This window comes from Streptomyces sp. NPDC043176 (assembly GCF_056436715.1).
Genome location: NZ_JBWKCA010000023.1, coordinates 83,176 through 97,635 on the forward strand (window position 1 = coordinate 83,176; position 14,460 = coordinate 97,635).

16 protein-coding genes are annotated in these 14,460 nt (G+C 69.1%); 12 read left to right on the top strand and 4 right to left on the bottom strand.

What is annotated here, in order from left to right:
- Nucleotides 1–2 precede the first annotated feature (2 nt).
- The 12 genes from AC067A_RS30325 (at nt 3) to AC067A_RS30380 (ending at nt 12,101) form a co-directional block, all read left to right on the top strand.
- Nucleotides 3–4,820 carry a phage tail tape measure protein gene (locus AC067A_RS30325; RefSeq protein ID WP_479245843.1) on the top strand — a complete coding sequence of 1,606 codons (4,818 nt, stop codon included), beginning with the start codon at nt 3–5 and terminating at the stop codon, nt 4,818–4,820.
- Nucleotides 4,821–4,920: 100 nt separating this feature from the next.
- Nucleotides 4,921–5,706 (top strand): phage distal tail protein, encoded by a 786-nt coding sequence (locus AC067A_RS30330; protein ID WP_479245845.1) that lies wholly within the window; start codon nt 4,921–4,923, stop codon nt 5,704–5,706.
- A 15-nt stretch (nt 5,707–5,721) separates the two neighbouring features.
- The gene (locus tag AC067A_RS30335) at nt 5,722–6,891 is read left to right on the top strand and encodes a hypothetical protein (protein WP_479245846.1); all 1,170 of its coding nucleotides are present in this window, start codon (nt 5,722–5,724) and stop codon (nt 6,889–6,891) included.
- The gene (locus tag AC067A_RS30340) at nt 6,888–8,015 is read left to right on the top strand and encodes a hypothetical protein (protein ID WP_479245848.1); all 1,128 of its coding nucleotides are present in this window, start codon (nt 6,888–6,890) and stop codon (nt 8,013–8,015) included. The genes AC067A_RS30335 and AC067A_RS30340 overlap by 4 nt, the downstream gene beginning before the upstream one ends.
- Complete coding sequence (locus AC067A_RS30345; RefSeq protein WP_479245850.1) at nt 8,015–8,749, top strand: hypothetical protein; 735 nt, start codon at nt 8,015–8,017, stop codon at nt 8,747–8,749. Before AC067A_RS30340 ends, AC067A_RS30345 begins: the two co-directional genes overlap by 1 nt.
- Nucleotides 8,750–9,037: 288 nt before the next feature.
- The gene (locus AC067A_RS30350) at nt 9,038–9,718 is read left to right on the top strand and encodes a hypothetical protein (RefSeq protein ID WP_479245852.1); all 681 of its coding nucleotides are present in this window, start codon (nt 9,038–9,040) and stop codon (nt 9,716–9,718) included.
- A 32-nt stretch (nt 9,719–9,750) separates the two neighbouring features.
- A complete protein-coding gene (locus AC067A_RS30355) occupies nt 9,751–10,134 on the top strand; it encodes a hypothetical protein (RefSeq protein ID WP_479245854.1) in 384 nt (127 codons plus the stop codon).
- On the top strand, nt 10,135–10,575 hold the full coding sequence (locus AC067A_RS30360) for a hypothetical protein (RefSeq protein WP_479245856.1): 441 nt from the start codon (nt 10,135–10,137) through the stop codon (nt 10,573–10,575).
- The gene (locus AC067A_RS30365; RefSeq protein WP_479245858.1) at nt 10,572–10,934 is read left to right on the top strand and encodes a hypothetical protein; all 363 of its coding nucleotides are present in this window, start codon (nt 10,572–10,574) and stop codon (nt 10,932–10,934) included. Before AC067A_RS30360 ends, AC067A_RS30365 begins: the two co-directional genes overlap by 4 nt.
- Before the next feature lie 3 nt (nt 10,935–10,937).
- Nucleotides 10,938–11,066, top strand: coding sequence for a hypothetical protein (locus AC067A_RS30370; RefSeq protein WP_479245859.1), 129 nt, complete (start codon nt 10,938–10,940; stop codon nt 11,064–11,066).
- Nucleotides 11,067–11,163: 97 nt separating this feature from the next.
- Nucleotides 11,164–11,439 carry a hypothetical protein gene (locus AC067A_RS30375; protein ID WP_479245861.1) on the top strand — a complete coding sequence of 92 codons (276 nt, stop codon included), beginning with the start codon at nt 11,164–11,166 and terminating at the stop codon, nt 11,437–11,439.
- A 185-nt stretch (nt 11,440–11,624) separates the two neighbouring features.
- Entirely contained in the window at nt 11,625–12,101 is a 477-nt protein-coding gene (locus AC067A_RS30380) for a DUF6221 family protein (RefSeq protein WP_479245863.1), read from the top strand.
- A 2-nt stretch (nt 12,102–12,103) separates the two neighbouring features.
- Here AC067A_RS30380 and AC067A_RS30385 read toward each other — a convergent pair whose 3' ends face one another.
- From AC067A_RS30385 to AC067A_RS30400, 4 genes are all read right to left on the bottom strand, one after another.
- Entirely contained in the window at nt 12,104–12,307 is a 204-nt protein-coding gene (locus AC067A_RS30385) for a hypothetical protein (protein ID WP_479245866.1), read from the bottom strand.
- Nucleotides 12,308–12,317: 10 nt separating this feature from the next.
- Nucleotides 12,318–12,497, bottom strand: coding sequence for a hypothetical protein (locus AC067A_RS30390; protein ID WP_479245867.1), 180 nt, complete (start codon nt 12,495–12,497; stop codon nt 12,318–12,320).
- Between the two features lie 227 nt (nt 12,498–12,724).
- A complete protein-coding gene (locus tag AC067A_RS30395) occupies nt 12,725–13,348 on the bottom strand; it encodes a GntR family transcriptional regulator (protein ID WP_479245869.1) in 624 nt (207 codons plus the stop codon).
- Nucleotides 13,349–13,796: 448 nt separating this feature from the next.
- Nucleotides 13,797–14,207, bottom strand: a complete 411-nt coding sequence (locus tag AC067A_RS30400; protein ID WP_479245870.1) for a hypothetical protein — start codon at nt 14,205–14,207, stop codon at nt 13,797–13,799.
- Nucleotides 14,208–14,460 lie beyond the last annotated feature (253 nt).

Consider the following 14,460-nt stretch of genomic DNA (forward strand, 5'->3'; position numbering starts at 1 on the left):
CCGTGGCTGACCGTACTGTGCGTGTGGTTCTGACGGGCAACGTGGCCCCTTATGTTTCCGCGATGCGGACGGCCGCCACGCAGACGCAGGCGGCGTCCCGGCAGATCGCCACGTCGTCGCAGACTGCGGCCAACAGCAGCGAGCGTGCCTTCCAGCGCATGGCCGGTATGGCGGCTACCCAGGCAGGCCGGGCGTCGTCTGCGGTGAACCGGTCCGTGGCCAGCACAGGCGCGCAGATGAACCAGCTGGCGGCCCGCAGCACTGGGGCCATGAACCAGATGAGCCGGTCGGCTACTGCGGCATCGCGGGAGGCCGCGAACTCGTCGTCGGCTGCGTTCCAGCAGATGAGTCGCATGGCCCAACTGCAGGGGGCCCGTGCCGCAGCGGCCCTCAACTCAAGCTTCGCCTCGACCCGGGCCCAGGCCGTCGGCCTCGGTACAGAGGGTGCGGCCGCTCTGAACCGGGTGGGGGCCAGCGCGATCAACGCTGGCTCGGCTATGCGTACCAGCATGACGTCCGCGGCGGCAGCCTCCACCCAGGCGATCAACTCGACCTCTGCGGCCTTGGCCCGGATGTCGGCACTGACGCAGGCAGGGGCTGTCCAGTCCGCTGCGGCCCTGAACGCGAGTGCTGGAACGACGGCTGCGCAGATGGCCGGTCTGGGTGCCGCGAGCGCCCTGGCCATGAACCGGGCGACGTCTGCATCGGTGCAGGCTGCCGCCGCAGTTCAGGGCGCCGGTGCGGCCTCGACTGCGGCGGCGGCAACGACCTCGTCCCGGTGGGCGTCTGCATGGATGGCGCTGAGTGGCGGCGCCCGCTTTGCCGCACACACCGTGGGCACCAGCATGGTGAACGTTGCCAATACGTCCGAGAAGAGCTTGAAGGCCGCGCGCAACGCCTCCCTGGGCCTGGCGGCCGTCTTCGCTCTGGCGGCGGTCGCGGCGGCCCGTTTCGACAAGGCGATGTCGGAGGTCCGGGCCGTCACGAACGGGTCGGCCGACGAGATGAAGAAGCTGTCGGACGCAGCCTTGCAGGCTGGTCAGTCCACGGTCTACACGGCTTCGCAGGCCGCGAACGCCGAGGCCGAACTGGCCCGCGCGGGCATCTCCACCGCCGACATCATCGGCGGGGCGCTTCGCGGTGCCCTCGACCTGGCGGCGTCCGGGCAGCTGGAGCTCGGCGAGTCCGCAATCATCTCCGCGCAGGCCATGAACGCCTTCAAGCTGCGTGGCCAGGACGTCGGCCACATCGCCGACGTCATCTCGGCCGGCGCGGGCAAGAGCGCCACGAACGTGCATCACATGGGGATGGCGTTCCGGCAGGCGGCGCTTCTGTCGTCGCAGACCGGGCTGACGCTGGAGCAGACGGTGGGAACGCTGTCGCTCTTCGCGCAGAATGCTCTGACCGGCTCGGATGCAGGTACTTCGCTGAAGGTGATGCTGCAGCGGCTCGTCCCGCAGAGCAAGGAAGCCGCTGCGATGATGGAGCAGATCGGCTTCAAGGCTTACGGCGCCCAGGGCGAGTTCATCGGCCTGACGGCGCTCGCGGGCAACATGGCCCGATCCTTCTCGAAGCTGACGCCCGAGGCCCGGAACGCCGCGATGGCGACGATCTTCGGTTCGGACGCCGTCCGAGCTGCGACGATCTTGTATGAGGCGGGTTCCAAGGGCGTCGACCAGTGGGTCGGCGCGGTCAATGACACCGGGTACGCGACCCGCGTCGCAGCGACCATGACCGACAACCTGGCCGGCGACCTGGAGCGTCTCAAGGGCAGCCTCGAGACGGCCCTCATTCAGTCCGGATCGGGCGCCAACGCGATCCTCCGGGACATGGCGCAGGCGCTGAACGCGGTAGTCGGCTGGTACTCGCAGCTGTCCCCGAGCGCCCAGAAGTCCGTGACCGTCCTTGCCGGCCTTGTCGGCGTTCTCGGTTTGATCGGGTCGAGCCTTCTGCTGATGCTGCCGCGCATCATGGCCGTCCGGACCGAGCTGGTCGCACTCGGCGTCACGGCGGCCCGCGTGCGGACGGCGATGCTCGCACTGGGCCGCCTGAGCCTCGTCGTCATGGGCATCGCCGCGGTCAGCTACGGCGTCAACAAGCTCACGGAAGGGCTGCGCGAAGCCCCGCCGAATGCAGCCCGCTTGTCGAATTCATTGGTCGACCTGGCGCAGAAGGGCAAGGCCGCAGGTGAGCTGACGAAGGCGTTCGGGAACAACCTCGATGGCTTCGGGGAGGCGGTGTCGCGTATCGCGCACCCCGATGTTCTCGACCGCGTGACCGACTTCTTCTCCGAGCTGGACCCCTTCGGCCCGGATGGCTTCGGTGACCTGATCGCCGCTCGCGACAAGGTCCGGGCGCTCGACGAAGCGCTCGCCGGTCTTGTGCAGGGCGGTGCTGCGAAAGAGGCAGCGGCGGCCTTCTCGCAGATGGCGGCCGAAGCCGAGAAGCAAGGCACTAGCACCGCCAAGCTCCGGACACTGCTGCCGCAGTACTCCGAGGCTCTGACCGCACTGGACACCCAGAACAAGCTGTCTGCGGGCTCGCAGAAGGATCTCGCCGACGCGACTGCCATGACCGCCGATCAGATGGCGGACACCCGTACCGAGGCCGAGAAGCTTGCCGATGCCCTGAAGACTCTCAACGGCGTCGCGATCACGGCGGCAGAGAAGGAGATCTCCTTCCGTGCGGCACTGACCGACCTCACCGAGGCGGTCACGGAGAACGGCCACAGCCTCGACATCACCACCGAGGCCGGCCGTGCCGTCAAGTCCGCGTTCCTTGACGCCGCGCAAGCAGCCATGAGTCACGCCGAGGCGGTAGCTCAGCAGAAGGGCTCCATCGAGGCCGGAAACGCCGTTCTCGACAAGGACATTGGGCTCCTGCGAAGCCAGATGGTGCAGGCCAATTTTTCGACAGAGGCGATAGACGGCCTCATCGGCGCCTACGCCAAGCTGCCGACCAACGCCTCTACCAAGGTGGCCGCACCGGGCGCTGTGAGCGCCACGGCTGAGCTGCAGGCGCTGCACACCCGCCTGACTGGGCTGCCGCCGGGCAAGACGATCCCGATCAAGGCTCCGACGGGTCCTGCGATCGCGGAGCTGCAGGCCCTTGGCTACAAGGTCGACAAGCTCCCGGACGGCTACGTCAAGATCACCGCGCCGACCGGGCCGGCAATCTCATCTGTCGATGCTCTGCAGAGGCGGATCGACGCTCTCACAGGCAAGACGATCGACGTCACCACCCACTACCGCACGACCGGCAGTCCTTACCCGCCTTCAGGTGGCCGATCTAACCGTGAGGCCGACGGCGGACTCATCCGCGGGTACGCCGCAGGCGGTGATGTGCAGTGGATGCCCTGGGGCGGGGCAGTGTACGGACCGGGCACCGCAACGTCGGACAGCGTCCCTACCTGGCTGTCGACTGGCGAGTACGTCATCAAGGCCGCGTCTGTGCGCAAGTACGGGCTCGCGATGTTCGACGGACTCAACGCCGGCAGGTTCGCCTCCGGCGGCTCGGTGTCGTACACGCCGACGCAGGCTCCGATGCTCCGGACGCCCGGCGACGCCAAGAGTCAGTATGACGACCTGGTGAAGAAGCTGGCAGCGGCATGGGCGACGCTCAACAAGGCCCTGGCGACCAGCAAGGACAAGACGCGGGCACTCAAGGACGCCGAGGCGAATCTGCAGCGGGTCCGCTCGCACAAGCACACCGCAACCCAGCTGGCTGTGGCGGAGAAGAAGCTCCGGGACGCCCGTGCCGCGTCGGTGAAGGCCGCTGCGGCGGTCACCTCGGCCCGGGGCCAGGTCTTCAACCTGGACAAGGCGCTTGGCCTGGCGAAGGGGGCCCAGACCCCGAAGGGCTTCAACCTGGCGAGCTACGGCAAGCTGCTGGGCGACTCGCTGAGGCAGACGTCTGCCTGGCGCCGCAACCTGGACCGTATCCAGGCCCGCGGCGGCAGTCAGGTCCGCGACATCCTGGAGCAGATGGGCGAGGACGGGTACGGGCTCGTCGACCAGCTGGCCAAGGCCAGTGACAAGCAGTTCCGCGACATTGTCGCGAAGCTGAAAGCGACGAGTGGTGTCGCATCGGCGTCTCTCGCTGACTTCACCAAGCAGGTCGATGGGGCGAACAAGGTCAACGCCCAGTTCTCCGCCGACTTGCAGACCCTCGCGGCCCGCGGATACGGGGACCTCGCCCAGGCCCTCGCAGGTCTGGGTGGAGAGGATGCCGCGGCCCTGGCGCGGCAGGCTGTCACCGGCGGCGCCGCTGGAGTCGTGGCGGCGAACAATGCGGCGAAGGCGGCCGGCTCGACTCTGTCCGGCGAAGACCTGACCGCGGCGCTCACGCTGCTGTCCGTCCTGCGGGGCGGGCCGAACCGAGGGTTCGCCGAACTCATCGCGGCCGGCCTCGACGTCGGATCCATCAAGGATCTGGCGCCCCGCATCATGGGCCAGATCAAAGGCCTGCCCGAGGCGAACCGCAAGCATTTCCTGGACCAGTTGGCAGGTCAGGGCGGTGTGACGGCGATGGCGAGGGGAGGGATTCTCACCGCACCAGCGACCGTCCTGGCCGCCGAGGCAGGCGACCGCGAGGCATGGATCCCCCTGAACGGCTCCCAGCGCTCCCGGGCGCTCCTCATGTCGACGGCACGGCTCATGGGTTACAACGCCCGCCCCGCATCCCAGTGGGCGGGCAGCGGCGGTGCAGCGCCGGTCGTCCAGAACATCACCAAGCACTACGAGGTCCACCTGCACGGGGCAAAGCAGTCCTCTGCCGCGCAGGCCGCGGACATCGCCCGCCACCTGGCTTTCGTCGGCTGAGAAAGGCAGGTGGGCTGTGGGCTACACCCCGGACACGGATCTCGACGGACGCCGCGTCGACCTCGGCAGCGTCTCCCTGGGAAGGGTGGACGCTGCCGGGGTGGCTTGGCACCTGCAGGAGATGGAGGGCTGGGACGGCAGCGAGGTGCGGGCCGAGTATCAGGTCCGCGAGTACGACCACGGTGCCTGGGCTGCCCCGGTGTACCTGAGCGAACGCCCCATCACTCTCGCGGGGAAGGTGGTGGCGCCGGACCTCGTCGCCCTCGACGGGGCGATGGAGCAGCTCCGGGCGGCTGCGGCCCTGACGGCGACCGTGCTTACCGTGTACGAGACGATCCCCAAGCAGGCCACGGTCCGCCGGTCCGGCAAGCCGCTGATCAGGCCGCTCAGCGACCGGGTCGCGGAGTTCTCTCTGCTGGTCACGGCGGCCGACCCGCGCCGGTATGCCACCGCCCTGCAGTCCCTGACGACGGGCTTGCCCGTCACCACCGGAGGCCCCTCGCCGCCCCTGACGCCGCCGATCACCCTGTCGGCATCGTCAGTGACGGGCACGATCAATGCGGCGAACGCCGGGACGATCGACTGCCCGCCGGTGTTCACGATCGCGGGACCGGTCACGGCGCCACGGATTCTGGTGCAGCAGCCCGACGGCACCGTCCAGACCCTCAGCTACTCGCAGAACCTCCTGGCCGGCGAGGAGCTCGTCATCGACTGCAACGCGCGGACGGTCGTCCTCGACGGCACAGCCTCGCGCCGCCGGTACCTGTCCCTGCCGCTCGGCTGGCCCCTCATCCCTGCGGGTGGCACAGCGGTTGTCCAGTTCCAATCCACGGTCTACAACGCCTCAGCCATGATCACCGCAGAGTGGCGGTCTGCATGGCTCTGACCCCGAGGAGGGCCGATGGCTGACCCGCTGTGGGAGGACTCCCTCACCTACACCGGCCTGGAGTTCCGCCAGTCCGACTCGCCGATCGTCATGTCCGACGGCACCGCCATGGGCTCCCGGCCTGGCGTCCGTCCCGGCGACACCGGCCTCACTACCAGCCTGGCCGGCTCCACCATCAACGTCTCCGCCGGCGTGGCTACCCTGTACTGGTCTGGGCAGGGCGTCTACCGGGTAGCCATGCCCGCCTCGACGAGCCCCGGTACCGTGGCCGCCGCCCACGCGACCCTCGCGCGGATCGACTTGGTCTACCTGCGAGTGTGGGACACGGACGTGGACGCGTCCGGCCTCCGCAAGGCCGAGGCCGTCTACCTCGCGGGCACCGCGGCCGCCAGCCCGGTCGCGCCCACTCCGGCCGGCACACAGATCTACATCCCGCTGGCGACGATCTCCGTCCCGGCGTCAGGCGGCGGCTCGCCATCGGTGTCGACCGCAGTCCGCCCCGTCACCGTGGCACCGGGCGGGATCCTGCCCGACACCGCACTCGCGTCCGGCTACTACGTCGGCCAGTACCGCGACAACTCCTCAACGGGCGCCCTGGAACGCTGGGACGGCAGCGCATGGCGCCCCTGGTCGTCCGCGACCCGCGGCATCGCCCCGTCCGGATACGCCACCGGCACGTACACCGGGCAGTACCGGGACAACACGACCAACCTGGTACAGGACCGGTGGGACGGCTCGGCGTGGACGACAACGGAGCAGCCGACCGGCAGCGTCTACAACACCGCGGTCTCTTTGTCCTCGCACGCCTCGAACTACTTCGCCGTCACCTGGACGGGGCTCCGTTCCTCGAACCGGACGGCCATGTGGGCCGGTGGTAACCCGACCAGGCTCGTGATGCCGCTCCCGGGTACCTACCTCATGGACGGGGTCGTGGTCTGGCCAGGCACGCTCGGCTCGTCCGATGGTCGCGGCGAAATCCGCGTCAACGGAGTGGCCGCCCCCGATGCCCGCGTGAACATCGCCCGGGGCTCCGGAGGCAACGCCGCCGCCATCATCGGCGGCCGCGTGATCGCCACCGCCGCCAACCAGTACGTCGAACTGTTCCTCAACCAGAGCACGGGCAGCACGGTCACCGGCATCATCGCCAACATGGGCCTGACCCGCCTCACCGCCAACACTTCATGACCATCGGCTGGGACAGCATGCACGGCAGCCCCCATGACCCCCGACCCTACGAACTGGTCTGGTACGCCTGCGACGCCACCACGGGCGGCATCGTCGAAGAGCTACCAGGCCTCACCACGCCGACCATCGGCCGGCGGCTCGGCGCGGCCACCACATCGTCGTTCGCCCTGTTCCTGCCCAGCGCGCCCACGGACTGGGAAGCGGCCACCCAGCAGGGCCGGGCCCTGCTCCTCGCCGTCGACCCGGTGACCGACACCCCGCTGTGGGCGGGCCTGATCCTCACCAGGGACGGCGGCAGTTCACAGACCGTCGACCTGCAAGCCATCTCCTTCGAGGGATACCTCGACCGGCGCTACGTCGGCGACCTCACCCTCATCGGCCAGGATCAGGCCACCGTCATCACCAACCTGATGGCGGCCCCGCTCAGCCAGGGCCCGCCGTTCGTAATGGACACTGTCGCCACCGGCGTCACCATGGACTGGATCTCCCTGGACGCCGATGACCGCACCGTCCTGTCCGCCATGCAGCAGGTCATGGGGGCAGACGGTGGCCCCGAATGGACCATCGACCCCATCTGGGCCGACGCCGCCCACACCGCCATCGACCTGTCCGTCCGCGTCCGGTCCCAGATCGGCAGCCAGAGCGGCGACCCCGAAGCGGTCTTCGACTTCCCCGGCTGCATCGCCGCGTACCGCCAGGCCGAGTCCTACGAAACGGGCAAGGGCGCCACGGTCGTCACTGCCCGCGGCGACGGCGAGGGCGAGTCGCGCCTCACCAGCGCCCCCCAGGTCGCCACCGTCCTGGAGGCGGCTGGCTGGCCGCGAACCGAGTACCGCTGGACGCCCGCCAGCGGCATCACCGACCCCGACGAACTCACCGCACACGCGACGCGCGCCCTCTCCCTCATGGGCGCCGGCGCCAGCGTGTGGACCCTCGACGCAACCGCCTCCCGGTCCCCCCGACTTGGCACCGACTGGTCTCTCGGCGACGACATCACCATCGCGATCGCCGAGTCGGCCCGGCACCCCACAGGCGCCGTCAAGGTCGGCCGGGCCTGGTCATGGGACTTGGACCCCAGCGGGGACCGGATCAGCCCCATCCTCGTCGAAGAAGAGGGGATCTGATGCCGACTCCCGCCGACATGCTGCCCCCGGGCCCCGACGCCCTCATGCGCCGAATCGCAGCACTCGAACGCCAGATGCGCGAGCTGATGGCCAGCCGGCGGGCAGAGAGCACCACTTTCGGCAGCGGCCAGCTGACCGTCAAAACACCCGGCGGCACAGGCCTGATCACCACCAGCCAGGACTCGATGAGCGGCCGCTACCAGGTAGCCATGCGGCGAGACGACGGAACCATCGGCCTCGCACTCTCCGCACAGGGCTCCGGAGAGGACGACACCACAGCCATCCTCACCCGCAGCGGCCAGCGCATCCTCTCCGACGATGCTCACGCCGATGACTGGCTCGGTCGGCCGTGGATCCCCGTACCCATGCATGCCGCGGTCAGCTTCACTGCCGGCGCCTGGACGACGACACACACAGGGCTGTGGCTGGCGCAGCACCGGGTCCTGTACTTGCAGGCCATGCTGTCGGCGCCGGTGGCCAGCACTGCGCAGCTCCGATTCACCGGCTCGGTCGGTGGGGGCGGCGCCATCGCCACCCTCGGCCCGGTAGTGACCGTCAGCGGCGGCGACAGCTACATCCAGTACCGCGCGACAGCCGCCGACTTGGGGGTCGTCCAGTACGGCGACCAGATCACTATTCGCCTCGAGGCCCAACGCACCGCCGGCGCTGGCACGTGCAGCGCCACCTGTATCGGCGTGTGGGGGACCGAGGCGTACACCGAGACAGAGACCTGATCTGCCCCACCCACTCGCCCCGCGCCGCCGGCCGGGGCCTTCGTCACGCCTGGAGGCTTCGTGCCTGACTTGTGGATGCCGGGCGCAACCCGGCTCGATGTCGGCGACCACGCGCCGACCGATGGCGGACCACCTAAGGCCATTGGCCACATCACCTGGGATGTCAACGCGACCGCAGCCAAGCCTGCGGACCTCATCCCCTATGAGCGGCTCGTCGACTGGTTCGGCCGCAACCCGGCTGGCAAGCCCTCAGCACCGACCGTGCTGTGGGATCCGTTCACCGGGCGAGTGACCCAGTTCCTCCCCGCCAACAGCCGGTCCAAATCCCTCGCCGACGGCCCCGGCGGCACCCGCACAAACCGTGCTGGGGATGTCGTCATCCAGGTCGAGGGGCTCTTCTTCCCCTTCTGTCGTGTCGGCGGCAAGGTGTACGCCCGCCTCATCGACACGCCCTGCAAGGGCTGGCCGCAACTCAACGCCTGGATCCGCTCATGGGGTGTCCCCGACCGCTGGCCCATGGGGCGCCCCACCGACTTCCGGTCCCGGCGCGACGAGGAGATCTGGGAGACGCAGGCCGGCTGGTACGCCCACGCCCACGTCCCCGAGAACGACCACCAGGACCCGGGCAGCTGGCCCGCGTTCACTACTGAGGAGGCTCCCGACATGGACGCCACACAGGCCAAGCAGCTCGCTGAGGTCCACGCGATCCTCAAGCCCTACATGGGCTGGCAGTACAAGGGCACGGGCGAAACGGATGCCTGGGGCCTCCTGAACGTCGCCTCGACCCAGGCCGCGACGGCAGTGAAGTCCGTCGCGACACTCGGCGCCAAGGTCGATGCCCTCAAGCAGCCTGCCCTCACCCCCGAGCAGCTGGCCGCCATCGCCGACCAGGTCGCCGCCCACCCTGCCCTCGCGGAGCAGATCGCCGAGCGCGTCGCCGACAAGCTCGCCGCCCGCCTCGCCGACTGAGGCCCTGACTACCCCCTCCTGAAAGGCCCCCCATGAGAATCTTCGGACGAGAGCCGGCGCTGATCCTCGGCTTCCTCACTGCCGCGCTCAAGCTGCTCACTGCCTTCGGCCTCGACGTCTCCGCAACGCAGCAGACGCTCATCAACACTGTCCTCGCCGCTGTAGTCGGCGTGTGGATCGCGATCGTCGCTCACAACGGTGCTCTCGGCGCCGCCATCATGCAGCTGGCTCAGGCTGGCACCGCGCTGTTCGTCGGCTTCGGTCTCGACTGGTCCGCAGAGAAGCAGGGCATGGTCATGGCCGCGGTCGCCGCGTTCCTCGCCCTGTGGGAACGCACCCAGGTCACAGCGCCTGTCGCCACTACCCGCCTCGAGCAGACCAGCCCCGTCAAGGCGGCCAGCCCGGCTGGGGTGTAGATGCGATGTGCGGCGCTGCGGCGGGCCCGTAAGCACCTGGGCCGCCGCGGCGTGATCCTCCTGATCCTCGGTGTCGGCAAGATCTGCTGGGGCACCTCGTTCCTCGTCGACCCGCCGGAAGCTGTCGGCCTGTCGCTGCTCACCCGTTTCTGTGGGCTGCAGCACTGGGCGTTGCTATGGATCGTGTGCGGTGCTGTCACCGCAGGGTGCGCGTTCGCCCGCATCGGCCGTGACCGCTGGGGGTTCTACGCGGCACTGCTTCCCCCCACGGTGTGGGCGTCCGCCTACCTGGCGGCCGTCCTCGTCGGCGACTACTCCCGCGGCCTGTGGGTCGCGGTCTGGTACCTGACCTCCCACATCGGGGTCATCATGTGGGCCGCGACGGTGCCCGAGTTCTCGGTCCCCCCTGTACCGCGCGGCCGGAGAGACGAGGCCGTATGAACGTCGGAGAGTGGTCTGCTGTCGTGGGCGCAGCGGGCAGCATCCTGGGCGGCGGCGGGTTCTTCGTGGCCCGAGCAACGGTGAAGGCTGCGCGGGCCACGGCCGCGGCTACGGAGGCTGCGGCCCGCGCGAACGCAGCGCCGGTGCAGCAGGCCGCGGATCTCGCAGTGCTGCAGGCGACCGTGAAGCGGGTCGACGAGGAGAACGGATCCCTGCGCGGCCGGGTGTTCCGCCTGGAGTCGCTGGTCCGTGCGTTCTCATGGACGGTCGACGAGCTGTATCGGTGGGCCCGTGAACCGGCTGGCAACCCGCCCGAGCCGCACGACCTCGTCAAGGAGTACAACCGGACCGGAGCGTGATCCGTGAGTGAGCCCTCCCCCGACCATCCGGTGCAGCCGGTCGTCGACGTGACGGCAGCCGACGGGGGAATCCTGGCCGCCATGGGCGTCCTTGAGCTGCAGCCTGAACCGGAACCCCCACCCGAGAACTGACGCAGCCCCCTCCCGCCGAAGCGGGAGGGGGCGTTTTGTCGTGCCTGACAGTGGCGGGCATCTGGTGGATTCGGCACCTCGTCGGCGAGACTGCGCCATGGACAACAGCGACAACGTGATCCCTCTCTTCAAGGCAGGCAACGACTCGGCCGAGCTTCGCTACCTGGTCGAGACCTGGCAGGCCCTATACCTGAAGCACGGGCAGTCCCTGACTGACCCCAAGACCGCGGCTTCACTGCACGTGGCATTGGAGACGGTGGAGCTTGCCCTGAACGGCGCGTGCAAGCACGGGGTCATCACCGAGGACCAGAGGGATCAGCTGTTGGGCATCGTCGACGTTGGTCGGACCGCAGCAGACGAATGGCAGAAATAGCCTCTTACCCCACCTCGTACCGATGCGCTCGCCCGCCCACCACTCCGCCCAGGCCAGCATCAGCTTTGCCCCTGCTGTCAGCAGCGGCTCGTACAGTGGGGTCACCATCCGCGTCTTCTGGCTGACGTGGCACTCGGACCCGCCCCGGCGTGATGCACCGGGGCGGGACGCATTCTGGAGAGCTCATGGACGACTTGATCGCGTTCCTCCGCGCCCGCCTCGACAACGACGAGCAGACCGCCCGCGCAGCCACCGAAGGGCCGTGGACGGTGGACAACGAGCAGTACGCCGAAGCCGTCTCCACGGCCGATGGAGCGACAGTCGTCGGCGGCGCGCGGTGGGGTGGTGAGGCGTCCGTTTTCGAGAGCACTGGGGACGCGCTGCACATCGCCCGTCACGATCCCGCGCGGGTGCTGGCCGAGGTCGACGCCAAACGACGCATCCTCGCCGTGCACAACACCCCTGCGGTCGTATCCCCCAAGATGGCCTCTCTCGGCCTGCGCGAGGGCGAAGCGCCTGAGGATGACCGTCGATGCGTGGGGTGCGGTCTGGACCGCATGGACGAGCCGCTCACGCCCGACACCAACGAGTGCCCGATCCTTCGCGCGCTCGCTCTCCCCTACGCCGACCACTCCGACTACCAGGACGCGTGGCAACCGTAGGCCTACTCGGCTGGCGGCTCGGGGTTCCGTACCTGCTTCTTCAGCGCCATCTCCACCTCGTACCGGGACTGCCCGGTCGCTGCGGCGTGCTCCGTCACGGCGGCCTGCACGGCGATAGCGGTGTCCACGGTCAGCGCGCCCGCCTGCATCTCCGCCCAGGCAGCGGATTCCAGCTTGATCAGTTCGTCAGAGAGTTCGATCGCCACGAGGCGGATCCTAAGCTGCGAGCTCCTGCTCGTCCTGTACCGCCTCGGTCCACGCGGCCACGAGCACCTGATAGATCCGCTGCTCGTCTGCCGTCAGGGGGCGGTGCTCCTCGCCGGCGCGGACCCACAGGGTGCGGATGGCGTCGTTCAGGGCGGCGGGGCTCAGGGGCTCTCTGTGCGTGTCGGGCATGCCGTCCAGCGTAGGCGGCGGGTCTGACAGACCACGCACTCGACGGGCGTGGGATCTGACACGGCCCAGGGCGCACCCCTGAACGTGTCCGACGGTAACCAAAACGCACGGGGTGCGAACAGAGCGTGCAAGTTTTACTCGCACACCCGTTCCCAGGCATATGCCTGATGGGGCATGCTGCGTAATGTGCGTTAGGCCCTGCACTACTGGGCGCCCCCGCTGACGTGCTACTTCATGCCGCTTAGGCGGATCAGCCACCTGTCCATAGGGAGGACGAGATCAGCGGTTTCCACGGGGCGCCCAGCGCCGTCCACCCTCGTTCGCACGATCCTGTAGGCCACCGCGTCGACCAGCATGCCGAGCGACCGCGCCTCCATCTCCGTGATGGGGCGGGCGCCGACTTCGGCGACGAACGAGGCATGCGGCCTGTGTCTGCCCCGCCACCAGGTAGTGACGAGCATCGCGGACCGGCCTCCGGGGTCCATGCATTCGACGACCTTCCTGTGCAGGCTCACGCCGACGGGGACCTCGAGCCGCGCGGCGAGATCTTCCGTGGCCCGGCATGTTGCCGTGTCGGTGGTCTCGGTGCCGTAGGGCCACGGGGCGTCTGGGTCGGTGAGAGTGCGCATGGCAGGAGGGTGCGCCACGTACACGCCGCGGCGCTGCTCTCCGTCGAGAATTCCAGTCTGGCGGAGGAGTACGTAGGCGAGCCGCATGGTCTGCTCGTGGACCTCGTACTGGGTGGCCATGGCGGACCGGGATGGGAGCGGGTCTCCTGGCATCCACTCGCCGGCCTGGATGCGGGCGTGAATGTCGGCGGCGATGCGGCGATAGCGCGCGTCGGCTGACATGGCGACCCTCTGATCATGATCACTGCTGAGGGCCGCAGGCTACGAGTCGCGCCGCTTGCTTGATATATCCAGGGTGTGCACTCTGAGTGCTACGAGGTAACTGAAGAGGGAGAAGAGTTCGGCGCTGCGGGTTCAGGTCTCGCTGGTGCCGACGGGGCCGCCTCCAGTTCGCCTGTACCCCGCGTGTGAACAGGAGGCGGCCCCACGGTCACCCGCCCCACTATGGCGGGTGGTCGCACCGACGAGTGTCTCTCAGGGCGTGATCCCTGTACGAGGCATTCGTTGGCCAAGTGCCAGGGCTGGGCCGCCGCGAACGCCTTCGAGGGTGTCAGGTGGCCTGGCCCTGGTGCGTTGTGGGGGAGTAGTGGGAAACAAGTGGGAGATGATCTTGTCCGACGGGTAACGGCCACCGACCAACTTGCAACGTACTAGCAAGGGAATGCGCAGGTCAGGCTGCTGTGACGTAGGAACCCTGCAGGCCGAAGGATCCTGAATTTACCGCCTGCGGAATCCACGAGATCTCGCAGTCCTCGAAGGTCATGTCCCCGATGAACACCGCCGCCAGGCTTGTCAGCCGGTCGTTGGCGGCGATCAGCGCGGTGACGATGTCGGCCGACGAGGTCTCGTACGCCTCGTCCCAGCCGCCGACGACGAGCGCGCGCACCCGCCGAGGGTCGACCGTCTTCAGGAACCGCTGGAACCGGGACGCCCACAGCTCGTCCCCGGGGTCGGAGTACGTCGGGGCGGAGATCCGCCAGGCGACCCGGTCCGCCTCGGGCAGCTCGACCCGTGCGTCCTCTCCCGGGAAGTCGAACACGGGCAGGCCGTGGAGTTCCTGCAGGTAGTGACCAACGGTCATGGCGGTGCTCCAGACAACGGACGAGAGGGGTCGGCTGACGGGAAGAGTTCTACCAAGCGCCACCGACAACGCCCGGGCCGGGGCGCCCTCGGGCTCCTCCGAGCCGGTTCCCGGTCGGTGCGGGCCGTCCCCGAACCGCCTCCGCGGCGCCGACGGGCCGCCTCCGCGGCGCCGACGGGCCGCCTCCGCGGCGCCGACGGGCCGCCTCCGCGGCGCCGACGGGCCGCCTCCGCGGCGCCGACGGGCCGCCTCC